This is a genomic window from Sphingopyxis sp. NJF-3 (assembly GCF_053514865.1).
Genome location: NZ_CM130726.1, coordinates 2417924 through 2440921, shown reverse-complemented (window position 1 = coordinate 2440921; position 22998 = coordinate 2417924). Strand labels below are relative to the sequence as shown.

Below are 22998 nucleotides of genomic sequence, written 5' to 3'. Positions count from 1 at the left end.
AGCCTCGACTTCGCTCGGCATAGCCCCTCGTCTTCGCTCGGGGATGCGGATTTATGTCGGTTTAGAAATCCACATCCTCGTAATATTTCGGCGGACTGACGATCTCCATCCGCTCCGCCAGCAGTGGGCGGAAGCTCGGGCGCGATTTCAGGCCCGAATACCAGCCCTTGGTCTGTTCGTGGCCGGTCCAGTCGATGCCGCCGAGATAGTCGGCGACCGAGATATGCGCCGCGGCGGCGAGGTCGGCGAGGCTCATCGTCGCGCCGGCGAGCCAGGTGCGGTGGTCGATCAGATAGTCGACATAGTCGAGATGGTTGTTCGCGGCCTTCATCGCCTCGCGCAGCGCGCCGCCGTCGGGCGGCTGGCGGTGGACGATGCGCTTTTGCATCCGCTCGAACAGCAGGGGGCCGGTGACCTCATAATAGAAATCCTGGTCGAACCAGGCGACGAGACGGCGGATTTCGGCGCGGTTGGCGGCCGTGCCGTTGATCATCGCCTTGCCCTCGACGGTTTCCTCGAAATATTCGGCGATCGCGGCGCTGTCGATCAGCACCTGACCGCGTTCCTGGTCGACCATCACCGGGGTGCGGCCCGCCGGGTTGAGGTCGATGAATTCGTCGCGGCGCTCCCACGGCGATTCGCGCAGCAGTTCGTAGCCCACGCCCTTTTCGCCGAGCAAAAGCCGAATCTTGCGCGAAAAGGGACACAAGGGGAATTGATAGAGTTGCCACATGGGTTCGGCATAGCGGCAGCGGGGCCGCGCGCGCAACGGCTATGGCGCCGAATAAACAGGGACTGTCCCTATTTATCCACCAAAGGGATCAGCGCCGCGCGGCGTCGCGCTCGCGTTCCCACTGTGCGGCCATGTCGCGCGCCATGTCCTTGAGCACGGGGGCGTAGGCGGCCATCGCGGCGGCCATGTGACCCGCCATGCGCGTGCCGGCGCGGACGTCGCTGCCGAGGCGTTCGCCATAATCGGGGTCGCGGCCGGCGAGTTCGCCGAGCGTCGCGTCGGGCGGGATGTAGGCGGCGTCGGATTCGGGATCGGCGCGGGCGACCGCTTCGGCGAGCGGGCCGACGTTGAGCCGCATCAGCGCGTCGACGAGCGCGGTGACCGTGTCGGCCATGCGATCCTGCGCGACCGGGTCGCCAAGCACCGCGGCGGCGGTATCGCCGTCGGCGGCGAAGGCGGGAAGCGGCGCGGCGAGCGCGAGCAGGGGGAGGGCGATCAGGGGCAGGCGGCGGGTCATGGCATCATCCTTCCATAAGGACGCGAGGCTATTAAGCCGCGCCCTCTACGCGATCGACGCTTTCGCTGCGCTGAACGCTGCCGCAGGTGCGACGAGACGCGCCGCCGGTGCGGCGAACCTTTCGCCGGGTTCCACTCATAGACATGGCCTTGATTCGTCATTGCGAGCGAAGCGAAGCAATCCAGAGCGGTTTACGCGCACTCTGGATTGCTTCGCTTCGCTCGCAATGACGCGAATTGGGGCGTGGCGCTACTCGGCGGCCACCACCTCGATCTCGGCGTCGCTCAGCGGCTGGGCGAGGCGGGGGAGCATTTCCTTGGGGCAGATTTGCCAGAACTGGCCCTTGCGCAGGTCCCAGTCGGCGAGGATCTCGGCAGACCATTTGCTGCCCGTCGCCTGCGCATGGTCGGCGATCAGCTCCTTCAGCACCGCTTCCCAATGCGCGCTGTCGAGGCGCTGCCAGACGATCGATTCGCCGTTGGCGCGGCGCTCGAAGGCGTCGTCGGTGTCGAGCACGAAGGCCATGCCGCCGGTCATGCCGGCGCCGAAGTTCGAGCCGACCGGGCCGAGGATCACCGCGGTGCCGCCGGTCATATATTCGCAGCCGTTCGCGCCGCAGCCTTCGACGACGACGTTCGCGCCCGAATTGCGCACCGCGAAACGCTCGCCCGCCTGCCCCGCCGCGAGCAATGTGCCCGCGGTCGCGCCGTAGAGGACGGTGTTGCCGACGATGCTGTTGTGCTGGCTGACAAGCGGGCTTGATACCGTCGGCCGCACGATGATGCGGCCGCCCGACAATCCCTTGCCGACATAGTCGTTGGCGTCGCCGAACACTTCGAGGGTGATGCCCTGGCACAGGAAGGCACCGAGCGACTGGCCCGCGGTGCCGCGCAGGCGAATCTCGACATGGCCCTGCGCGAGGCCGGTCATGCCGAAACGCTGCGTCACCTCCGCCGACAGGCGGGTGCCGACCGCGCGGTGGGTGTTGCGGACATTGTAGGTGAGTTGCATCCGCTCGCCGCGTTCGAACAGCGGCTTCGCGTCGTTCAATATCTGCGCGTCGAGGCTGTCGGGAACCGGGTTGCGGAAATTCGGCCCCTGCGATCGGCGCTGGTCGTCGGGCGCGTCGACCTTGGCGAGGATCGGGTTCAAATCGAGGTCGTCGAGATGCTCGGCGCCGCGGCTGACCTGACGGAGCAGTTCGGTACGGCCAATCACCTCGTCGAGGCTGCGGCAACCGAGCCTGGCGAGAATCTCGCGCACCTCCTCGGCGATGAAGGTCATCAGGTTGATCACCTTCTCCGGGCTGCCGGTGAACTTCGCGCGCAGCTTTTCATCCTGCGTGCAGACGCCGACCGGGCAGGTGTTCGAATGGCACTGGCGCACCATGATGCAGCCCATCGCGACGAGGCTCAAAGTCCCGATGCCATATTCCTCGGCGCCCAAAATGGCCGCGATCACGATATCGCGTCCGGTCTTGAGCCCGCCGTCGGTGCGGAGGCGGATGCGGTGGCGCAGCCCGTTGAGCGTCAGCACCTGATTGACTTCGCTGAGGCCCATTTCCCACGGGGTGCCGGCATATTTGACGCTCGTCTGCGGCGAAGCGCCGGTGCCGCCGGTGTTGCCGGAGACGAGGATCACGTCGGCGTGGGCCTTGGCGACGCCCGCCGCGACGGTGCCGATACCCGCCGAGCTGACGAGCTTGACGCAGACGCGCGCGCGCGGGTTGATCTGCTTCAAATCGTAGATGAGCTGCGCCAGATCCTCGATCGAATAGATGTCGTGGTGCGGCGGTGGGCTGATCAGCATCACCCCCGGCGTCGCGTGGCGCAGGCGGGCGATGAATTCGGTGACCTTGAAGCCGGGCAGCTGGCCGCCCTCGCCGGGCTTGGCGCCCTGCGCGACCTTGATCTCGATCTCGTCGCACGCGCCCAGATATTCGGCGGTGACGCCGAAACGGCCGCTCGCGATCTGCTTGATGTTGCTGTTGGCATTGTCGCCGTTCGCATAGGGGCGATAGCGTTCGCTCGCTTCGCCGCCTTCGCCCGACACCGCCTTGGCGCCGATGCGGTTCATCGCGATCGCCAGCGTCTCGTGCGCCTCGGGCGACAGCGCGCCGAGCGACATGCCGGGGGTGACGAAGCGCTTGCGGATCTCGGTGATCGCCTCGACGCTGTCGAGCGCCACGCCCTGCGCGGGGAAGTTGAACTCCATCAGGTCGCGCAGATACACCGGCGGCAGGTCGGCGACCCCGCGCGCGAACTGCAGATAGGTCGAATAGCTGTCGGTCGCGACCGCGGTCTGGAGGAGGTGCATCAGCTGCGCCGAATAGGCGTGCGTCTCGCCGCCCGCGCGCTGGCGATAGAAACCGCCGACGGGGAGGGTGGTGACGCGCGCGTCGAACGCCGCCTCGTGCTTCTCGGTCGCGTTGATGAACAGCGACTGATAGCCTTCGCCCGAAATCTTCGCCGGCATGCCGGGGAAGAGGTCGTTGACGAGCGCGCGCGACAGGCCGACCGCCTCGAAATTATAGCCGCCGCGATAGCTGGAGATCACCGCGATCCCCATCTTCGCCATGATCTTCAAAAGCCCGTCGTCGATCGCCTTGCGGAAGCGCTTGCGGCAGTCGGCGAGGTCGAGCTCGCCGAACAGCCCGCGCGCCTGGCGGTCGGCGATCGTCGCTTCGGCGAGATAGGCGTGAACCGTGGTCGCGCCGACGCCGATCAGCACCGCGAAGCTGTGGGTGTCGAGCACCTCGGCCGAGCGGACGTTGACCGAGGCGTAGCTGCGCAGGCCTTTTCTCACGAGATGGGTGTGGACCGCCGCCGCGGCGAGCACCATCGCGACCCCGACGCGGTCTTCGCCGATATTCTGGTCGGAAAGGAACAGCTCGCTGCGCCCGGCGCGCACCGCATCCTCGGCCTCGCGGCGGATGCGCGCGATCGCGTCGCGCAGGGTCGAGGCGTCGCCGCCGACGGGGAAGGTGCAGTCGATGTCGGCGACCGCGTCGCCGAAATAGGCGCGCAGCCGGTCCCAGTCGTCGCCGACGAGCACCGGCGAGTCCATGACGAGGACATGCTCGCTCTGCCCCTTTTCATCGAGGATGTTGGCGAGGTTGGCGAAGCGCGTCTTCAGGCTCATCACGTGCCGTTCGCGCAAGCTGTCGATCGGCGGGTTGGTGACCTGGCTGAAATTCTGGCGAAAGAATTGCGCGACGTGGCGCGGCTTGTCCGAAATGACGGCGAGCGGCGTGTCGTCGCCCATCGATCCGACGGCTTCCTTCGCATCCTCGACCATCGGCGAGAGGATCAGTTCCATGTCCTCCATCGTCAATCCGGCCGCGACCTGGCGGCGCAGCAGTTCGGAGCGCTCCCAGCCGGCAAGGCTCGACTTCCCGCCCTTGGGCAGATCGGCCATGGTGCGGAAGCCCTTGACGCGCGCGGGATAGTCCTGAACGCTGGCGATCCGGTCCTTGATCGCCCGGTCGTCGTAGAGCGCGCCTTCGTCGAGGTCGACCGCGATCATCTGGCCGGGGCCGAGCCGGCCCTTCTTGCGGATGCTCGCCTCGGGCAGCAGCACCATCCCGCTTTCGGAGCCGACGACGAGCAGATTGTCGGCGGTCAGCGTATAGCGCAGCGGGCGGAGCGCGTTGCGGTCCATCCCCGCGACCGCCCAGCGCCCATCGGTCATCGCGAGCGCGGCAGGGCCGTCCCACGGCTCCATGACGCTGGCGAGATAGGCGTACATCGCCTTGTGCGCCTCGGGCGCGTCGGGGTCGCTTTCCCATGCCTCGGGAACGAGGATCAGCTTCGCGGTCGGCGCGTCGCGGCCGGCGCGGCACAGCGTCTCGAACACCGCGTCGAGCGCCGCCGTGTCCGACGCGCCCGCCGGGATCACCGGCTTGATGTCCTCCGAATGCTCACCGAAGGCGAGGCTCGCCATCTTGATCTCGTGGCTCTTCATCCAGTTGCGATTGCCGCGGATCGTGTTGATCTCGCCATTATGGGCGAGGCAGCGGAAGGGCTGGGCGAGCCACCATTGCGGGAAGGTGTTGGTCGAATAGCGCTGGTGGAAGATCGCGACCCGGCTTTCGAACAGCTTGTTCGCGAGGTCGGGGTAGAAATCCGCGAGGCTCTCGGCGAGGAACAGCCCCTTGTAGATGATCGAGCGCGCCGACAGGCTGCAGATGTAGAAATCGGCGATCTGCGCCGCGATGACCTTTTTCTCGATGCGGCGGCGGACGAGATAGAGCTGCTTTTCGAACTCGTCGACCGACTGATCCCCGGGCAGCGGTCCGGCGATCATGATCTGCTCGATCTCGGGGCGCGTACGCTGCGCCTTGTCGCCGATCACCGACACGTCGACCGGCACCTGGCGCCAGCCGTAGATGGTGTAGCCCGCCTCGATGATCTCGGTCTCGACGATCGTGCGGCATTCCTCCTGCGCGCCCAGATCGGTGCGCGGCAGGAAGATCATGCCGACGGCGAGGCGGTTCGGGCGCACCTTGTGCCCCGACGCCGCGATCGCATCGTCGAAGAAGCGTTCGGGAAGGTCGACATGGATCCCCGCGCCGTCGCCGGTCTTGCCGTCGGCATCGACCGCGCCGCGGTGCCACACCGCGCGCAGCGCCTCGATCGCGGCCTCGACGACGCGGCGCGACGCCTTGCCGTCGGTCGCCGCGACCATGCCGACGCCGCAGGCATCGGATTCGAGGTCGGGGCGATAGAGGCCCTCGGCGGCAAGCCGCGCATGTTCGGGGGTGGGGAAATGGGTCATCTTATGATCCTGTCAATTCTATCTCCGTCATCCCGGCGAAGGCCGGGATCTCATCCTTGCATCCTGACGCACCGGCGAGATCCCGGCCTTCGCCGGGATGACGATAAAGTTTACGGCGACGGCGTTTTCTTGCGGGCGTTGGCGACCGCCTCTTCCTGCGCGTCGAACGCGGCCGAGGAGGCGTTGCTGGCGGCCTCTTCGAGCTGCTCGACCCGCTGGCGGTCGGCCTCCGACCAATTGTCGCGGTCATAGGCGGGGTCGTCGATCGCGGCATCGGCGGCGGCTGCCGCCGCATCCGCCGCGTCGGCGGCCACGGCCGCTTCGGCCCCATCGGCCGCGGCGTCGGCCGAATCCCATGTGGCCTCGTCACCCGGTTCACCGATCATAGCATCCGCTGGCTCGCCATCGCCGCTCCACATGTCGCGATTGTCCTTCAGCGTCTGGACGTCGACCTTCATCAGCTTGGCGAGCTTCTTCATCTCGGCGTCGCTGAGGTCGGCGAGCCCCTTTTCCTTGGGCAGATCCTTGAGCTGACCCTCGATTGTCGGCGCGCGGTCGATGAATTTGGTGACCAGCGGCGGGACCGCCTTGATCACCGCGAGCATCACCTCGGGATCGGCCTGCAGCGCGAGCGATTCGCCGGCGTAGGACTGCCCCGTCGGTGTCGCGAAGAAGGCGTTGAGTTCGGTGAGCTGGTCGGCCGAGAATTTGCGGGCATAGGCTTTGGCGAGCCCCGCGCGCATCGGCGGCTCGAGGTCGGCGAGAGCTTCGCTGATCAGCGGCCGGATGACCTTCACCACCCGATCCTCGCGCTCCTTGCGGTGCGGGTCGAACAGGTCGGCGACGGCATTTTTGGTGTCGGCGTCGAGCGCCGCGATCCGGTCGCTTTCGACCCCGGTCTTGATCGACAGCGACAGGTCCGAATTGCCGCCGGTTTCCTCGAGCATCGTGCGCAGCATCTTGCCGTACAGATTGTCCATCATCTTTTCGAGGCTGCCGTCGGGGATCAGCGCGGCGGTCGTGCGCTCCGCCAGCGTCAGGCGCGCGGGTTCGATCGGCGGCAGGTCGCTGGTGTCGAACATCTTCTCCACGAGCGCGATCGCCGCGTCCATTTCCTTCTGCATCTTCGCCTTGGCGCCTGCCATCATGGCTTCGTCGCTGAGGCCCTGGCCTTCGTCGGCGGATTGCGCTTCGGTGGAGTCCGAAATCGGCGGTGCCACAACCTCCGCGGCCGGCGCTTCCTGCGCGAAGGCGGGGTGGAGCGGCGTGACGGCGATCGTGCCGGCGAGCAAGATGGATTTCCAGGTCGACATATGGTGATTCCTTACCCTGTTGGTCAGGCGGCCTTCTTTTCGCTTTTTGCTTTCGCTTTCAACCATTTCGACATTTGTTCGCTGACATCGCGCCCGTCGCGGATGCCCCAGACGACCAGGCTGGCGCCGCGGACGATGTCGCCCGCGGCGAAGACGCCCGACAGGCTGGTCATCATCGTCTGGTGATCGACGCGCAGCGTGCCCCAGCGCGTGACGCTGAGATCGGGCGAGCCGAAGAGCTGCGGCAGTTCCTCGGGGTCGAAGCCCAGGGCCTTGATCACCATGTCGGCGGGGAGATCGAAGGCGCGGCCCGGGTCGGGCTCGGGGCTGCGCCGGCCGCTGGCGTCGGGCGCGCCGAGGCGCATCCCCTTGACCGCGACCTCCTTGACCGCCGTGTCGGCGGTGAAGCGTTCGGGAGCGGAGAGCCAGACGAACTCGACGCCTTCCTCTTCGGCATTGGAAACTTCGCGCTGCGAGCCCGGCATATTCTCGCGGTCGCGGCGATAGAGGCATTTGACCGACTTCGCGCCCTGGCGCACCGCGGTGCGGACGCAGTCCATCGCGGTGTCGCCGCCGCCGATCACGACGACATGCTTGTCCGCGGCGTTCAGGCGGCCGTTCTCGAATTCGGGAACCGCGTCGCCGAAGCCCTTGCGGTTCGAGGCGATCAGATAGTCGAGCGCGGCGATGACCCCCGCGGCTTCGTTGCCCGGCACGGCGATCTCGCGCGCTTTGTAGACGCCGGTGGCGATCAGGATCGCGTCGTGCTTCGCGCGGAGCTGGTCGAGCGTGGCGTCCTCGCCGACCTCGAAGCCGAGGTGGAAGTGGATGCCGCTTTCCTCGAGCCGGGCGACGCGGCGCATCACCACGTCCTTCTCGAGCTTGAAGCCGGGGATGCCATAGGTGAGCAGTCCGCCGGCACGGTCGTGGCGATCGTAGACGTGCACCTCATGCCCCTGGGTGCGCAGATATTCGGCCGCCGTCAGCCCTGCAGGCCCGGCGCCGATGATGCCGACCGACTGGCCGGTCGCGGGGCCGGGGTGGATCGGCTCGACCCAGCCTTCGGCCCAGGCGGTGTCGGTTATATATTTTTCGACGCTGCCGATCGTCACCGCGCCGTGACCCGAGAATTCGATCACGCAATTGCCCTCGCACAGCCGGTCCTGCGGGCAGATGCGGCCGCAGATCTCGGGCATGGTCGAGGTCGCGTTGCTGAGCTCATAGGCCTCGCGCAGCCGCCCCTCGGCGGTCAGGCGCAGCCAGTCGGGGATATGATTGTGCAGCGGGCAATGCACCGAGCAATAGGGGACGCCGCACTGCGAGCAGCGCGCGGCCTGCGCGTCGGCGTCCGGCGCGGCGTAGCGTTCGGCGATTTCCTTGAAATCGCGCGCGCGCTCTTCGGGCGAGCGCTTGTCGGGGTAGGATTGTTCGCGCCCCACAAATTGGAGCATGCGGTCGGCTGCCATGCAAAGTCCCTTTCGTTGCGGGCCGGATGCATGGTGCGCGGGGCGCTGTCACGGAAGAAATTCCATATAGGACAGCTATACTGACCTTAAATCATTTTCTTGAGGATGTAATTTCGCTCTACGCAATTATCTTTCGCAATTTAGTACCGGTTCGGTTCTATCTGAGGGCGAGCCAGACCAGCGCGGCGCCGCCGACGATGATTCGGTACCAGGCGAAAGGCGCGAAGCCATAGCGGGTGACGACCGCGAGGAAGGCTTTGATCACCGCCCAGGCGACAACGAAGGAAACGAGCGCCCCGACCGCGATCAGCCCGAGATCGCCCGTCGTGATCGCATCGCGATGCTTGAAAAGCTGGAGCGCGGTTGCCCCCGTCAATGTCGGCAGCGCGAGGAAGAAGCTGAACTCGGCGGCGGTCTTGCGGTCGACGCCGAGCGACATCGCCCCCATGATCGTCGCGCCCGAGCGGCTGACCCCGGGGATCATCGCGAGACACTGGACGAGGCCGACGAGGATCGACTGGCGCGTGGTCAGCGCGGCGACCCCGCCGCTCTCCTTCGGTTTGGCGAAGCGCTCGACGAGCAATATGCCGAAACCGCCGATCACCAGCGCCCAGGCGACGACGACGGCGTTTTCCAGCAGCAGCTCGATCTGGTCGCCGAAAGCGAGACCGAGGATCACGGCGGGGAAGAAGGCGAGCAGCAGGTTGCGCACGAAGGCGATGGCGACCGGGTCGCGGCGGAACAGGCCGACGAACATGTCCCAGAAGAGGTGGCGATAAAGGACGACGATCGCGAGGATCGCGCCGGGCTGGATCGCGATGTTGAAGATCGCCCATTTCGACGCGTCATAGCCGAGCAGCTCGGTCGCGAGGATCAGGTGCCCGGTCGAGGAGACGGGCAGGAATTCGGTCAACCCCTCGACGATGCCGAGGATGATCGCGGTCAGCCAGATCAACGGGATGCTCCTTTGGCGGCGGCGCAGCGGACGGGGCAGGGCAGGGTCATGCGCGGGTCCTGATGGGGAAGGATAGGCGAAAGGGCGCCCGACGCGTGCCGAACGCCCTGTCCTGAAACGCTCTTATGCCGTCGCAGGCGCTTTTGCCAAGCGGCGCGAAAGCCGCAGGTCGCCGCTGCGGCTCACTGCGCCGCAATCTCGGCGAAGCGGCCGTGGCGGCGATATTGCACGAGCCAGCCCTCGGCGATCGAAGCGAGCGAGGCGGGCGCGATGCCAAGCGCGGCGAGCCCCTCGGCTCCCGGTGCGACGACATTCTCCGATTGCAGCATCAGCCATTGATCCTTGGTGATCGGCGCGCCGGGCGCCCAGCCAAGCCCGCTCGCGAGCGCCGAGGCGACGGCGTCGGGCACGTCGACGAACAGCCGCCTGCGTCCGGTGGTGTCGGCGATCCAGCGGAGCAGCGCCGCCATCGTCAGCACTTGCGGCCCGCCGAGTTCGAAGGTGCGGCCCGCGGCGGAAGCCTCGAGCGCCGCGACCACCGCGTCGGCGACGTCGCCGACATAGACCGGCTGGAACTTCGCGGCGGGGGCGATCACCGGGACGACCGGCGACAGGCGGATCATCGCAGCGAAGCGATTGATGAAATGATCCTCGCGGCCGAAGACGATCGAGGGACGGAGGATGACAGCGCCGGGGAAGGCGGCGCGCACCGCGGCCTCGCCGTCGCCCTTGCTGCGGCCATAGGCCGAGGGGCTCGCCGGGTCGGCGCCGATCGCCGAAAGATGGACGAGCGCGCGCACGCCGGCCGCCTTCGCCGCCGCCGCGACATGGGCGGCGCCGTCGGCCTGCACGGCCTGCATGTCATCGAAGCTGCCTGCGAGGTTGATCACCGCGTCGCTGCCCGCGACCGCGCGCGCGACGCTCGCCGCGTCGCGGACGTCGGCGGCGACGAACTGCGTCTGGCCGAGCCCGCCGAGCGGCTTCAGGAAGGTCGCCGCGCGCGGCTCGCGCTGCGCGACGCGAACGCGTGCGCCGCGGGCGAGCAGCCTTTGCACGACATAGCGGCCGATGAAACCGCCGCCGCCCAGCACCGTGATCAATTGCCCGTCGAGGTTTCGCATATCGTCCGTCCGTGATTCTGTCCCGGCGCCGCGCGCCGCATGGGCTCCCCCATGCCGCGAAGCGCCGGACGGAGCAAGGGGCGACGCCGCCCCCGCCGCCGCAAAGCGGCCGCTCCGAAAGAAAATATCGGACATCGCCCCGAGCGCGGTTGACAAGCCACAGCCCCCACCGCTAAGCGCCCGCTCCTACCCCGTGCCCAGATGGCGGAATTGGTAGACGCACCAGCTTCAGGTGCTGGCGATCGCAAGGTCGTGGAGGTTCGAGTCCTCTTCTGGGCACCATTTACCCTTCTCAGGGCAATCGACAAAATCCCGGAAATATGTTAGTTTTCCGTGGGTTTTGTTCCGAATTGTCCGAGGGTGTCTCACACAATCTCACCCCAAAACGGGCCATCAAAAAAGCCATAATGGCCCGTCTTTTCTGGAGTGAGTTTTGCTCGATGGCCCGTTCGCCTCGAGCGCTGTGATTGGTGCCGGTCCTAACCCTTTCAAAGGAGTTGAGCCGTGCCTCTTAGCGATGTTCAAATCAGGTCCCTCAAGCCGCGGGATCGCGTCTACAAAGTCTCCGATGCCCATAGCCTCTATATCGAGGTGCACCCGACCGGTGCGCGCCTTTGGCGTTTCAAATACACGATGCATGGAAAGCAGAAGCGCATTGCGCTTGGCGCCTATCCGGATGTTGGCCTCGCCGAAGCCCGGCGCAAGCGCGACGAGGCCAAGCTGAAAATCCATGAGGGCACCGATCCGCTCGCGGAGCGGAAGCGTCACAAGCTCGTCGGCAAGTTCAAGGCCTCGAATTGTTTCGGCGATCTCGCCGAGGAATATATCGAGATGGTCACCAAGGAAGGCCGGAGCGAAGCAACGATCGAGAAAACGAAGTGGCTTCTCGAAAAGCTTCGGCCGATCGCCGGCACGCCCATCGCGGACCTGCAGGCCGTCGATCTCTTTGCCGTGCTCAAGAAGATCGAGGCGCAGGGGCACTTCGAGACGGCGCGTCGCTGCCGTTCCTTTGCGAGCCGTGTGTTCCGCTATGCTGCGGCCTCGGGGCGCGCGGACTCCGATCCGACAACGCTTCTGCGCGGTGCGCTGATTGCACCGAGGCCGAAGCACCACGCCGCGCTCGTCGAGCCGGAAGAGGTCGGCGGGTTCCTTCGCGCGCTGGACGGATATTCGGGCTATCCGATCACCTTGCTCGCCTGCAAGATATTGCCGCACGTCATGGCGAGGCCCGGCGAGCTTCGGCTCGCGCGCTGGGCCGAGTTCGATTTCGAGAAGGCCGTCTGGACTGTCCCGCCGGAGCGCATGAAGATGCGGCGGCCCCACTATGTCCCGCTGTCGCGGCAGGTGATTGCCCTGTTGGAAGAGCTGCGGCCCTATGTCGGCGGCGAGGATTATGTCTTTCCGGCGTTCCACACATGGAAGCGACCGCTCAGCGAGAATACGATGAATGCGGCCTACCGCCGAATGGGCTATGGGCCGCGGGATTTGACGTCTCACGGCTTTCGAGCGACCGCCTCTTCGCTTCTCAACCAGTGCGGCAAGTGGAATCCCGATGCCATCGAGCGATCACTCGCGCACGCCGACGGCAATCAGATCCGCCGCATCTATAACCGAACGCCCTATTGGGAAGAGCGCGTGCGGATGCATCAATGGTGGAGCGACTATCTGGATGCGCTGCGCAGCGATGACGAAGCTGCGATCTCTGCCTTGCTGGAGGACTGACCGTGGAGCGGAAAGATGAGATGATGGAGGCATCACCGGAAGCGCAGAGCCGCGTATTGTCCGAGGCTGTGGCGCGCGTTGCTGCGCTCTGGAGCATCGATGACGACTTGCTTGGAGAGATGCTCGGCATCGCGGGCGGTCGCGCAGCGGACCTGCGTGCCGGGACATTCCAACTTGCTCGACCGGACCCGGCATTCCGGGCCGGTCAATATCTCGTGCGGCTGTTTCAGGAACTGACTGTGCTGCTTGGCGATGACCGGTCCGTCATGGCCTGGCTTCAAACGAAGAATATGGATCTGGGCGGAATGCCGATCGATCTTGTTCGAACAGAAGGCGGGTTGCGCGATCTGCTCACCTATGTGGAGACGAGAAGGGCGTCTTCCTGATTCAGGCGGCGCCAAATGACCACAAACAACGGCTTCCGGGAAAAGCGAATCCCGCCTAAGTCGTTGAATTATGGGGTCGATGGTGCCGCTTACAGGACTCGAACCTGTGACCCCATCATTACGAATGATGTGCTCTACCAACTGAGCTAAAGCGGCAACGAGGGGCGCCTCTACCAGCGTGTCGGCGTGAAGACAAGCGTCGTAGCGCAGTTTCCCGGTGACGAGCCCGAGAGGGTGTTCGGGCGCTGCAATCCGCAGCAATCACGAGAGCGATCCGGCCGTTTTCGAATTGAAAGGATGCTTCTGCCATCGGGCGCCACCCTACACCCAATGCAGGAGTTTATTGAAAGTGCCCACCATTTTGGCGGAACGCCCGCTGCTCGCTCCCATAGCCGAGAGCGCGGATCTCGCTGGCCATCCGAAAAAGAAGCGCGGCCCGAAACCGAAGGTGATTGTCGAATTCCCCGAGGCATCGGGAGAAGAATGGGTTGATCCGCCCTCCTTTCCCGAAGCGCTTGCGTTGCACATGCGCCGGCACGGCGACAGCTGCAATCATCTCCACCGCGCCATCATTGGACCGGGCGACAAGACCGATCGCAAGACGATCCAGACGTGGGCGACCGGAGTAAAGGCGCCGGGCACGATCGAAAGCCTCTCGGTCCTGAGCAGAATCGAGCGCCGCTATCGCCTGCCCGAGGGCTATTTTCAGGCGAAACTCGATCGGACCGGGCGTGCCACCGCGCGGCCCGCGATTGCGGCGCTAACGGCTTCCGAGCGGCGGAAACTCGCCTGGCACCTTCCGGGCGATTTCTCCAAGCGGCCCAAACGCGAGCGTGAAGAAATACTGGCGTGGGTGCGTTCCGTCATTATCGAGGGCGCGACAGAGTATCGCCGCTTCCAGCGGGAAGCGACGCAGCAGCGCTTCTCGCTCCGATTCTCGAACGCTGCATCGGTCGACGCCGGTGCGACCGGCGAGAGCATGGCTGGCTGCCGTGATGCGCCACCCCGCCTTCAGAGCGAAGTCCACAGTCTCATTGCGTTCAAAACGTCGACGCTCGCGCCATCAGGCCTGCTTCGCCAGGGCATGTGGGGGGAGGAAACGGCGTCGCAGAAATTGGAACATCTCGGACTTATGTTCGGTGCTCTATGCTCGCCGCCGGATGGCGATGTTCGCGGATTTGGCGTTCCCGCCGATCGACTGTGCCTTGCGCTGCTGCTCTTCCCGTCGGTCTGGGACTGGTATCTCCATTGGCGCGAGGAGCGCCGCGGCTTCTACACGAGCTGGGAGGTCAATATGCTCGACTTCGCGCTCTCGCTTGCGCGCGAAAAGACGGGTTGGATGCGGCAGCATCCAAGCCTTGCAGACGCGCTGCAACCGATAGATGACCTGATTTCGGCGGATGAGGTCGACGAGGCGCGTCGGGATTGGGACGCGGTCTGCGACCGCTTCACCATCTATGCGCTGAACCGGAAGAAGGATGTTCAACGCGTAGCGAAGGTCCATCGCGATCCGTTCGAACCGATATTGCCCATCCTCGAAGCCGAAAGCCCGGTCGGCGAATATCGCAAGATCACCGAGGAAATATTGGCGCGGATGCCGAGCGCGCGGCGTCATCCGAAGTCAGCGGCCGAGGCAGTACGCGCATTCCTGATGCTGCGCTTTGGCTTGCATCTTGGTCTTCGTCAGAAGAATCTTCGCCAGCTTCGATTCTGCGTTAGAGGCGGGCGGCACAGCAGCGAGAAGCAACTCGAGAAGCTGAAATGCGGCGAGCTTCGATGGAATGATTTATCCGGCGGTTGGGAGGTCTTCATTCCCGCCGTCGCATTCAAAAATGCGTCATCGTCCTTTTTCGGCCGGAAGCCCTATCGGTTGCTTCTGCCCGATCTCGGGCGGCTCTACGAGTTCATCGATATGTATCTCCGGCGAGACCGGCAGATCCTGCTCGGCGGTGCCGAGGATCCGAAGACTTTCTTTGTGAAATCCGCCAAGCTGACGACGAAGGATGCCGCATATAGTCAGGTCGGATTCTACGATGCCTGGCGCCTCGCGATCCAGCGTTACGGCATCTATAATCCATACACCGGCCAAGGCGCGATCAAGGGCTTGCTCCCGCACGGTCCGCATAATGTTCGCGATGTTTTAGCGACGCATGTCCTCAAGAAGACCGGCTCATACGAGCAGGCCGGCTATGCCATTCAGGACAGCCCGGAAATCGTCGCGAAACATTATGGCCGGTTCTTTCCACACGACAAATCCGCTCTGGCGGCAGTGGTGCTCAATGAAGCTTGGGAGAGCTGAGCCGGCGGTAGATTGAGCGCGGCCTCAAATGAGCGCGCACTGGCGGCGGCAGGCTACCGCCAGAGGTCGCACCTTTGCTTGGGTTGGCCGCGCGGCGCTCTTGGCTCGCTGATCTTGGCGGAGCGGCGGCTAAGCACAGCTGCGCACGCATGCCGCCCCGCCTGCGGCTTCGCCAAGGGCGCGTCTGTTTTCCGGGGTGGACGCCGCGCTGATCGCACGGCGGCGTTGTTTTGTGGCCGGCCACGGACAGCGTGTCGTTCGGCGCACGGCTATGGGACCGCTCGGCCGTCGCGCAAGCCGGTCCTTCGGACCCGGCTCCTCCATTGCATTGCGGCCCTTCGGGTGCGCGCCGTCCTTTGGCGCGGTCCCGTCGCCTCTTCTCGCCGCCCGCCCCGCCGTCCGGGGCCGGGTGTGGTTGAAGAGAGAAGGAAGAACATCATGAAGCTGGATTTCATCGATCTGGGCAATCTGTCCATCGCCGCCGCCAACATGCGCGGAAAGGGGAAAGACCCCGACGTCGCAGACCTTTTGCCGAGCATCCGTGCGCGGGGGGTGCTGGTCCCGCTGCTTGTTCGGCCCAATTGTGCAGACGGGCATTATGAGATCGTCGCGGGGCGTCGGCGCTTCACTGCCGTCGGTGCTGTCGCGCGCGAGGGCGGGGTGGTCCACCCCATCCCGTGCGCCATTCTCGACGTAGGCGACGATGCCGATGCGCTTGAAGCCTCGATGCTCGAAAACCTCGCACGGGTGCAGCCCGACGAGGTCAGCCAGTGGGAAGCGTTCGTCGCACTCGTCAAGGCCGGGCGCACGGTCGAGGAGGTCGCCGACAGCTTCGGCTTCGAGTCGCGCGCGGTGAAGCGCATCCTCGCGCTCGGCAATTTGCTCCCGCGCATCCGCACCCTCTATCGCGGCGGCGAGATCGACGCGGGCACGGTACGTCATCTGACCCTCGCGTCGAAGTCGCAGCAGAAGGCGTGGCTGGCGCTGTTCGACGACGAGGGCGCCTATTGCCCGACCGGTCATCAGCTCAAGGCATGGTTGTTCGGCGGCACCGCCATTCCGGTGAAGCATGCGCTGTTCGATGTTGCCGAGGCAAAAGCGGCGGTCGTGTCCGACCTCTTCGGCGAGGACAGTTTCTTTGCCGATGCCGACGCTTTCTGGTCGGCGCAGATGGCGGCCATCGAGGCGCGCAAGGCCGACTATCTGGAGGCCGGATGGTCGGATGTCGTCATCATGGCGCGCGGCGACTGGTTCCGGTCGTGGGATCATGCCCATGCGGGCAAGCGCAAGGGCGGGCGCATCTATGTCGAGGTCCGCGAGAGCGGAGAGGTTACCTTCCACGAGGGCTTCGTCACATCGAATGAAGCTAAGCGGCATTCGGGCGGCGGCGGGGATGGCGAAGGCGATGCCGTCACCGCGACGCCGGTACGCCCTGAGGTGTCGGGTCCGCTCAATGCCTATATCGACCTTCATCGTCATGCGGCGGTGCGCGCCGATCTGGCGGGCCATGGCGGCGTGGCGTTGCGGGCGATGCTCGCGCACGTGATCGCGGGCGCGGACCTGTGGCGCGTCGATGTCGAGGGACAGCGTGCGCCGAAGGAGGATATCGCGGAGAGCGTCGAGGGCTGTTCCGCCGAGGTGGCGTTCGACATTAAACGCCGCGCGGTGCTTGCCGTGCTCGGTTTCGATGCAGAAGCCCCCACCGTCACGGGAAGGCCGCTGAACCGTCCCCCTTTTGCGCCGCTGTTCGCGCGGTTGCTCGAATTGCCCGATCCGGTGGTGCTGGAGATTGTGGCGATCGTCATGGGCGAGACGCTGCAAGCCGGAAGCGAGGCGGTGGAGATGATCGGAGTCCATCTCGGCACCGACATGCGCCAGCACTGGTCGGCGGACGCGGCCTTCTTCGACCAGCTGCGCGACCGCGAAGTGCTGCTCGCCATCACCGGCGAGGTCGCGGGGCCGGAGGTTGCGGCGGCGAACGCCGGTGAGAAGGGGAAGGCGCTAAAAGCGATCATCGCCGATTGCCTTGAGGGTACCAATGGCAGGAGCAAGGCCAAGCCGTGGGTGCCGCAGTGGATGGCATTCCCGCCTTCGGCCTACACCACGCGGGGCGGGGTAGGCAGCGTCAAATCTGCACAGCTGGTCGCGCACGAGCTTGCAGTTCCGGCAGCGCCCGAACTCGAGGTGGAGGATGAGCAGCCCTTGGCAGCTTGATCGGACGGCGGGCGGCTTCGGCCGCCCGCCTTTTTCTGCGGGCGCAAAATGACGCGCCGGCCTTGGCGGCCGGCGCGGCGTTTCCGGTTTTGCGCGCGCCGTCGCCGCAAGCGGCGCCGTCGCGCGGTTCTGCCAAAGAAAGAGACGGCGCGAAGTCGCCTTCGCACCGCCTCAAACGAAGGACTATCCATCCATCGCCCCCACCATCGATGGCTTGCCTTGGGTCGCAGTCAGCAAGCCGGACGGAAGTTGCGGAGCCCGATAATATCGCTTCTGACCCTCGGATTGTACGAAAACGCCAAATCGCATGCCGTGGTCATTGTTTTCTTGCCGCCCGGATGAGCCGATGGGAGGCCGGACTGCCTACTCGGGCGCGGCCGCTCTAATCGCAGCCACAGTTCGCGGTTAGATCGCTTTTCTCACTCAAGTTTCGGCGTTTGATCGTTCATGCCCATAGCGCGGGCTCGCTCCGCCTGCTCTGCAGGGCCATCCCGGCGACGGGCGATGTGACCTGAACCGGCGCGGCATCCCGCGAAAGTGCGGCGGCGCGATTATTTCCCCGTGTGCTACGCACGCTCCTCGCGGCCGCTCCGCTTCAAATAATCGCGCCGCCGCACTCCTCCGCTTCGCTGCGGCCCGGACGGGTTCGCAGTTCGCCTCATGCGCCGGTCGCTGGTCCGCCCATGCCGCAGGGATGGTCCCGCGGTACATCAAGGAGACGACCAATGGCAGCTATCGGCTTTGTGAACGGCACCATCGAAACGGGTTTCGTGGGCCAGCTGAAAACCCTCTCGATCCGCGCCGCGATCGAGATCCGGACCAACCGCAGCAAGAACGGCGATGTCCAGCCCGACTATCGGGTCTGGTCCGAAGGCGTCGAAATCGGTGCCGGATGGATCCGCGTCGGGCAAGTCTCCGGCGAACCCTATGTCTCGCTGAGCCTCGCCGCACCCGAGTTCGGACCGCGCCGGCTCTATGCCAACCTCGGCCGGGCGGCCGGCCAGGATGGCGAGGACGGTTACGCCCTCATCTGGAACCCCGCCGACTGAGCCGGGTTTCCACCCCGCGCCGCTACCGCGGCGCGGGGCTTTGGCGTGCCTGGCTGTTCAATCTTCGTTCGGTGGGAGGTCATCGAGCGTGAAACTCATCGGATTGCGCAGCCAGATGTTGAGATGGGACTCGCGCCAGCCGCAGCAGCGAACGGCGAGCTTGTACTGCGGCGGGAAGGTCCCCGCCTGGATTTTCCGGTAGAGCGTCGCCCGGCTGAGGCCGGTGCGGTCGAGAACATCATTGAGGCGAAGATAGCGATCGGAAGGCTGAGACGTCATAATTGTTCACTCCATCAAGTGGTGGTGGATGAAGCCCCTGCGACGAGAGATCAGTGAGAAGCCTGCGACATTCAAGACGTTGGCGGGCGAGGGTGCGTCCAGTTGCGGCGAGGATGTACGATCGTGCTGTAGGGAGTCCTCTGGAGCCCGACAGAGTATGATCGAAAAATTGGCCCCAATCTGGTTCCTTCGCTGCGCATGGGAAAATTGAGACTGTCTGAGACAGTCGCGTCGCGATGGACCGCGCCGACTCGGCGCGGGCGTCGTTCGATCCTTTCAATTGATGGTTGCAGCGGTCGCCGCTCGCGCGGCGGCGTTGTCTGTCCCGGCACGGCGGGGACGGAGGTGGGCGTCACTCGCCTCTAGCCCCGCCCGGCCGGGCCGCAACCCTGCGGGTCCTCCACTTCGTTACGGTCCTTCGGATGCAGCCCGCCCGATGATGCGGGTCTGCCGGCTCCTTCCTGCCGCCCACCTCCGCCCCCTTCCGGGCCGGGGTGCGGTTGGCGGGAAGGAGAAAGGATATGCGCAAGGAAAGGACCGAGAGGGCGAGCCTCTATTCCGAGGTCACTAACCGGATCATCGCCGAGCTCGAAGAAGGGCGGCTACCATGGGTGCAGCCTTGGGATAGCGCGGCGTGCGGATGCACGATGCCGCAGAATGCGGGGACGGCGCGCAAATATAGCGGGATCAATGTGCTGATCCTGTGGGCGGAGGTCGTGTCGAAGGGCTATGCGTCGCAACGCTGGCTGACCTACCGTCAGGCCGAGGCGGCCGGTGGCAATGTCCGGCGCGGCGAGAAAGGCACGGTCATCTGCTATGCCGACCGGTTCACGCCGAAGGCAGAAGCCGAGGCGGCACGCGGCGAGGATCGCGAGGCGCGGCAGGTGGCGTTCCTCAAGCGCTTCGTCGTGTTCAATGTCGACCAATGCGAGGGACTGCCCGACGACTATATCGCGCCGATGGTCAGCCCCGATCCGGTGATTGCCATTGCCGACGCCGATGCGTTGATTACCGCGTCTGGTGCACGTTTCAATATCGGCGGGGGCGAAGCCTTCTACAGCCCGAGCCATGACTTTGTGCAGGTGCCGCCGCAGGCCGCGTTCCACGAGCCAGTGAACTGGTATCGCACCGCGTTGCATGAGCTAGGCCATTGGACCGGCCACCCCAGCCGCTTGGACCGCGACCAGAGGGGCGGGTTCGGGTCGGAGGCATACGCCAAGGAAGAGCTTGTCGCCGAAATGGCGTCGGCGTTCACCTGCGCTTCGCTCGACATCGCGCCGACGGTTCGGCACGCCGATTATATCGCATCGTGGCTGTCGGTGCTGCGCGCAGACGAAAGGGCGATCTTTCGCGCCGCCAGCCAAGCGAGCAAGGCGAGCGACTATCTGCTCGCATTCGCGGGAGCGGAACAATGAGGCGCCGCGATCTTTCGACAGTCACCATTGAAGATGCCGAGCGCCGTATGGTGATAGCACTCAGCAAGATGACCGCGCGGCAGGGCGATATCTTCCTGTCGATCCGCTTCGATGAAATACCCTATGACGAGCTGGCCTCGCGCCACGGTATCACCGTTGACGAGGTCACCCACGACTTCGCCCGCGCGCTTGGCATGTGGTCGCGCTGCCTTCATGCGCGCTTCCCGCGCTTAGTCTGGCCATGGCTTTGATCGGCGGCGGGCCGGATGGCGCTTGCCATCCGGCCCGCCGCCTTCCTAAGGTTGCCATAATGCGAAACGGCCTCGATCATCTCCCGCAATCCAAGCAGCGCGAGCTTGCCGATGTGGTGCGCATCCTGTTCGAGGAATTCGAGACCGCGCATGCGCGCGGGACACAGGACTGGAACCGCAAAGGCCGTATCTTCAAGATCGTCCTCTACGGTAGCTATGCGCGCGGCGACTGGGTCGACGATCCGGTCGGCGGTTATCAGTCGGACTATGATATCCTCGTCGTCGTCAACAATGAGCGGCTGACCGAGTTTGAACATTGGTCGGCCGCCGAAGATCGGCTGATGCGCGAAGTCACGATCAGCCACACGCTGACCGCGCCGGTGAGTTTCATTGTCCATTCGCTGAAAGATGTGAACGCGCAGTTGGAGCGCGGGCGGCCGTTCTTTGTCGATATCGTTGAGCAGGGGATCGGCCTCTATGAGGCCGAGGGATATGAGTTCGCGCAGCCGCGCAATCTGCCGCCCGACGAAGCGCGCATTGAGGCGCAAAAGCATTTTGAGGAATGGTTCAAGACCGCATCGGGCTTTGCGCGAAACGCAGGGTATGCAGTCCGCGATGATGACAAAAAGCTAGCCGCGTTTCTCTACCATCAGGCGACAGAGCGGTTTTACCACTGCCTTCTTCTCGTCATGACGCTCTACAGCCCCAAATCCCACCGCCTCAATTTCCTGCGCTCGCAGTGCGAACAGATTGCACCGGCGCTGGTCGAGGCTTGGCCGCGCGACGCCAAGTTCAGTCGCCGCTGCTTCGAGCTTTTGCGGCTTGCCTATGTCAACGCGCGCTATTCGCCGCACTACAAGATCAGCGCCGAGGAACTGACCTGGATCGGGGAGCGCGTCGCCGTGCTCGAAGGACTCGTCGAGAAAATTTGCCGCGATCATATCGCGGCGCTCGGCAGCGCGGACCGCGCTGCCGAATAGGGAGAGACAAATTGGAAGATCATGAAACGCTGGTCACGCTGACGGCCGATATTGTCGCCGCACATGTCAGCAACAACAGCGTTGCCATATCGGATATTCCGCTGGTCATCCGCTCGGTGCATGAAGCACTCGCTGGTCTTTCCTCAAACGCCGCGCCGGAACCCGAACCGCAGCAACCCGCCGTGTCGGTTCGCGCGTCGGTGAAGCCCGACTACATCGTCTGCCTCGAAGACGGCAAAAAGCTCACGATGATGCGCCGCTATCTGATGACCAACTTCGGCATGACGCCCGACGAGTATCGCGCGAAATGGAATCTGCCGAAGGACTACCCCATGGTCGCGCCGAACTATGCCGAGAAGCGCCGCGAACTTGCCAAGCAGATCGGCCTCGGCACCAAGGGCCGCGGCGGTGGCCGCAAGCCCGCCGCGCGCGGCCGCGCCAAGGCGAAATAGCTACTGCCCGCGATAGGGCTCGCACGCGATCCCGTCATTGTCGGCATCGAGGCCATCGCGATAGCCCGGCTCGCCCCGAGAAATAGGGGCTGAACCCGCTGCACGCGCGTCGTCGCAGCGTCGCCAATAATCACCCTCTTGCGGTGCGCGTGCACGAGCCATTCCGGTCGCTACTGCCACTTCACTCGCTGCCGACATCAATTGCGTGCGACCTTCGGGCGTAGTCGCGGTCGAGCCCAGCCCGACGACCGCGCCGACCACACCTGCGCCGACGAGAAAATTGACGGCCGAATTCTTCGGCCGGTGTCGCCGTCTATGCTGCTGCCATTGCCGTGCCATGCCCGGATCATGACAGCCGAAAGTAAATCTCCAGTAAGGGAGCCTTATGGGGCGGCAGCTGCCGCTTCGAAGGCGCGTTGCCCGCGCCGTCGCCAGAGCAGCAGTTGCTGCTCACGACGTTCGCTTCCCAACGTCGCGGCGGCATCGATCAGCAGCCCGAGTATCACTGCACGATCGTCGCCGGTCAGCTCGATCAGATCGGCCTTGGCGACGAGACCGCCGAGCTCGATCAGCTGGCGCGTGCGCTCGCGGCGTTTCACCTGCCACGCTCGCGTGTCATGCCGCGCCCGCTTCGCCTGAAGCCGGTTGCGCGCTTGAACCGTCCGACGATGCGCCGCCCGCGTTCCCGCGAGCGCCTTTGCGAGCACGGGCGCCGTCGCCGCGAAAGAAGGCCGCGCCGCTCTTGCGCCACGCCTCCTTTCGCGCGGCATCTGCGTGGGCGGCATCGAGCATTGCACCCGCGAGCTGCTCGATCGACAGCCCATCGGCGCCGGTCGCCAGCACCAGCTCGCCGAGCTGACCTTGCTTCTTCGTCTTGAGCGTCTTCGCCTTGTCGGTGAGCGCCCGGAGTTCGGCGTCGAAATCGCGGGGTTTGCGCATCGTCTGTCCTTCCATGTTCGAGGATCGGACCAACCAACTATGGCGAGTCTCACGTCTCCGCAAGGCGTTGGAATTAAATGAGATGTCACGATCCCGAGCGCGATGAAATCGTGTGAGGGCGCGCTTATACG

The 22998-nt window shown here is 65.1% G+C and carries 20 protein-coding genes and 2 tRNA genes; 10 read left to right on the top strand and 12 right to left on the bottom strand.

The window, feature by feature from the left end:
• Nucleotides 1–61: 61 nt before the first annotated feature.
• The 7 genes from ACOTSS_RS11905 to ACOTSS_RS11875 form a co-directional block, all read right to left on the bottom strand.
• On the bottom strand, nucleotides 62–733 hold the full coding sequence (locus ACOTSS_RS11905) for a glutathione S-transferase family protein (RefSeq protein ID WP_095386493.1): 672 nt from the start codon (nucleotides 731–733) through the stop codon (nucleotides 62–64).
• A gap of 88 nt (nucleotides 734–821) precedes the next feature.
• The gene (locus ACOTSS_RS11900) at nucleotides 822–1250 is read right to left on the bottom strand and encodes a hypothetical protein (RefSeq protein WP_448688360.1); all 429 of its coding nucleotides are present in this window, start codon (nucleotides 1248–1250) and stop codon (nucleotides 822–824) included.
• Nucleotides 1251–1499: 249 nt separating this feature from the next.
• A complete protein-coding gene (gltB, locus tag ACOTSS_RS11895) occupies nucleotides 1500–6026 on the bottom strand; it encodes a glutamate synthase large subunit (protein ID WP_448688359.1) in 4527 nt (1508 codons plus the stop codon).
• 110 nt (nucleotides 6027–6136) lie between these two features.
• Complete coding sequence (locus ACOTSS_RS11890; protein WP_448688358.1) at nucleotides 6137–7339, bottom strand: DUF2059 domain-containing protein; 1203 nt, start codon at nucleotides 7337–7339, stop codon at nucleotides 6137–6139.
• 23 nt (nucleotides 7340–7362) lie between these two features.
• Entirely contained in the window at nucleotides 7363–8805 is a 1443-nt protein-coding gene (locus ACOTSS_RS11885) for an NAD(P)-dependent oxidoreductase (protein ID WP_448688357.1), read from the bottom strand.
• Between the two features lie 157 nt (nucleotides 8806–8962).
• A complete protein-coding gene (locus tag ACOTSS_RS11880; RefSeq protein WP_448691340.1) occupies nucleotides 8963–9766 on the bottom strand; it encodes an undecaprenyl-diphosphate phosphatase in 804 nt (267 codons plus the stop codon).
• Nucleotides 9767–9942: 176 nt separating this feature from the next.
• Nucleotides 9943–10881 (bottom strand): complex I NDUFA9 subunit family protein, encoded by a 939-nt coding sequence (locus ACOTSS_RS11875; protein ID WP_448688356.1) that lies wholly within the window; start codon nucleotides 10879–10881, stop codon nucleotides 9943–9945.
• Between the two features lie 195 nt (nucleotides 10882–11076).
• On the opposite strand from ACOTSS_RS11875, the gene ACOTSS_RS11870 reads away from it, so the two are divergent.
• The 3 genes from ACOTSS_RS11870 to ACOTSS_RS11860 all read left to right on the top strand — a co-directional run bounded on the left by ACOTSS_RS11870 (nucleotide 11077) and on the right by ACOTSS_RS11860 (nucleotide 12989).
• Nucleotides 11077–11163, top strand: a tRNA-Leu gene (locus tag ACOTSS_RS11870).
• 222 nt (nucleotides 11164–11385) lie between these two features.
• Entirely contained in the window at nucleotides 11386–12603 is a 1218-nt protein-coding gene (locus tag ACOTSS_RS11865) for a tyrosine-type recombinase/integrase (RefSeq protein WP_448688355.1), read from the top strand.
• A 23-nt stretch (nucleotides 12604–12626) separates the two neighbouring features.
• On the top strand, nucleotides 12627–12989 hold the full coding sequence (locus tag ACOTSS_RS11860) for an MbcA/ParS/Xre antitoxin family protein (RefSeq protein WP_448688354.1): 363 nt from the start codon (nucleotides 12627–12629) through the stop codon (nucleotides 12987–12989).
• Nucleotides 12990–13069: 80 nt separating this feature from the next.
• Here the strand turns inward: ACOTSS_RS11860 and ACOTSS_RS11855 are convergent.
• Nucleotides 13070–13145: transfer RNA gene (locus ACOTSS_RS11855), tRNA-Thr, on the bottom strand.
• Between the two features lie 193 nt (nucleotides 13146–13338).
• Between ACOTSS_RS11855 and ACOTSS_RS11850 the strand changes: the two genes are divergently transcribed.
• The 3 genes from ACOTSS_RS11850 (at nucleotide 13339) to ACOTSS_RS11840 (ending at nucleotide 18551) form a co-directional block, all read left to right on the top strand.
• Nucleotides 13339–15288 carry a hypothetical protein gene (locus ACOTSS_RS11850; protein ID WP_448691339.1) on the top strand — a complete coding sequence of 650 codons (1950 nt, stop codon included), beginning with the start codon at nucleotides 13339–13341 and terminating at the stop codon, nucleotides 15286–15288.
• A gap of 438 nt (nucleotides 15289–15726) precedes the next feature.
• Nucleotides 15727–17502 (top strand): ParB/RepB/Spo0J family partition protein, encoded by a 1776-nt coding sequence (locus tag ACOTSS_RS11845; protein ID WP_448688353.1) that lies wholly within the window; start codon nucleotides 15727–15729, stop codon nucleotides 17500–17502.
• A gap of 725 nt (nucleotides 17503–18227) precedes the next feature.
• Complete coding sequence (locus tag ACOTSS_RS11840; RefSeq protein WP_448688352.1) at nucleotides 18228–18551, top strand: DUF736 domain-containing protein; 324 nt, start codon at nucleotides 18228–18230, stop codon at nucleotides 18549–18551.
• Between the two features lie 57 nt (nucleotides 18552–18608).
• On the opposite strand, the gene ACOTSS_RS11835 is transcribed toward ACOTSS_RS11840, so the two are convergent.
• Nucleotides 18609–18830 carry a helix-turn-helix transcriptional regulator gene (locus tag ACOTSS_RS11835; protein ID WP_448688351.1) on the bottom strand — a complete coding sequence of 74 codons (222 nt, stop codon included), beginning with the start codon at nucleotides 18828–18830 and terminating at the stop codon, nucleotides 18609–18611.
• A gap of 521 nt (nucleotides 18831–19351) precedes the next feature.
• On the opposite strand from ACOTSS_RS11835, the gene ACOTSS_RS11830 reads away from it, so the two are divergent.
• The 4 genes from ACOTSS_RS11830 to ACOTSS_RS11815 are packed head-to-tail and all read left to right on the top strand — an operon-like array spanning nucleotide 19352 to nucleotide 21928.
• Nucleotides 19352–20245 carry an ArdC family protein gene (locus ACOTSS_RS11830; RefSeq protein WP_448688350.1) on the top strand — a complete coding sequence of 298 codons (894 nt, stop codon included), beginning with the start codon at nucleotides 19352–19354 and terminating at the stop codon, nucleotides 20243–20245.
• Nucleotides 20242–20496: a sigma factor-like helix-turn-helix DNA-binding protein gene (locus ACOTSS_RS11825; RefSeq protein ID WP_448688349.1), complete on the top strand. Its 255-nt coding sequence runs from the start codon at nucleotides 20242–20244 to the stop codon at nucleotides 20494–20496. Before ACOTSS_RS11830 ends, ACOTSS_RS11825 begins: the two co-directional genes overlap by 4 nt.
• Nucleotides 20487–21476: a HEPN domain-containing protein gene (locus ACOTSS_RS11820; RefSeq protein ID WP_448688348.1), complete on the top strand. Its 990-nt coding sequence runs from the start codon at nucleotides 20487–20489 to the stop codon at nucleotides 21474–21476. Before ACOTSS_RS11825 ends, ACOTSS_RS11820 begins: the two co-directional genes overlap by 10 nt.
• 11 nt (nucleotides 21477–21487) lie before the next feature.
• The gene (locus ACOTSS_RS11815) at nucleotides 21488–21928 is read left to right on the top strand and encodes a MucR family transcriptional regulator (protein WP_448688347.1); all 441 of its coding nucleotides are present in this window, start codon (nucleotides 21488–21490) and stop codon (nucleotides 21926–21928) included.
• Here ACOTSS_RS11815 and ACOTSS_RS11810 read toward each other — a convergent pair whose 3' ends face one another.
• Genes ACOTSS_RS11810 through ACOTSS_RS11800 form a run of 3 tightly spaced genes read right to left on the bottom strand, consistent with a single transcriptional unit; the run spans nucleotide 21929 to nucleotide 22867 of the window.
• Nucleotides 21929–22267 carry an excalibur calcium-binding domain-containing protein gene (locus ACOTSS_RS11810; RefSeq protein ID WP_448688346.1) on the bottom strand — a complete coding sequence of 113 codons (339 nt, stop codon included), beginning with the start codon at nucleotides 22265–22267 and terminating at the stop codon, nucleotides 21929–21931.
• Between the two features lie 44 nt (nucleotides 22268–22311).
• Nucleotides 22312–22527, bottom strand: a complete 216-nt coding sequence (locus ACOTSS_RS11805) for a conjugal transfer protein TraD (protein ID WP_448688345.1) — start codon at nucleotides 22525–22527, stop codon at nucleotides 22312–22314.
• Nucleotides 22528–22543: 16 nt separating this feature from the next.
• Nucleotides 22544–22867 (bottom strand): conjugal transfer protein TraD, encoded by a 324-nt coding sequence (locus ACOTSS_RS11800; RefSeq protein ID WP_448688344.1) that lies wholly within the window; start codon nucleotides 22865–22867, stop codon nucleotides 22544–22546.
• Nucleotides 22868–22998: the final 131 nt, after the last annotated feature.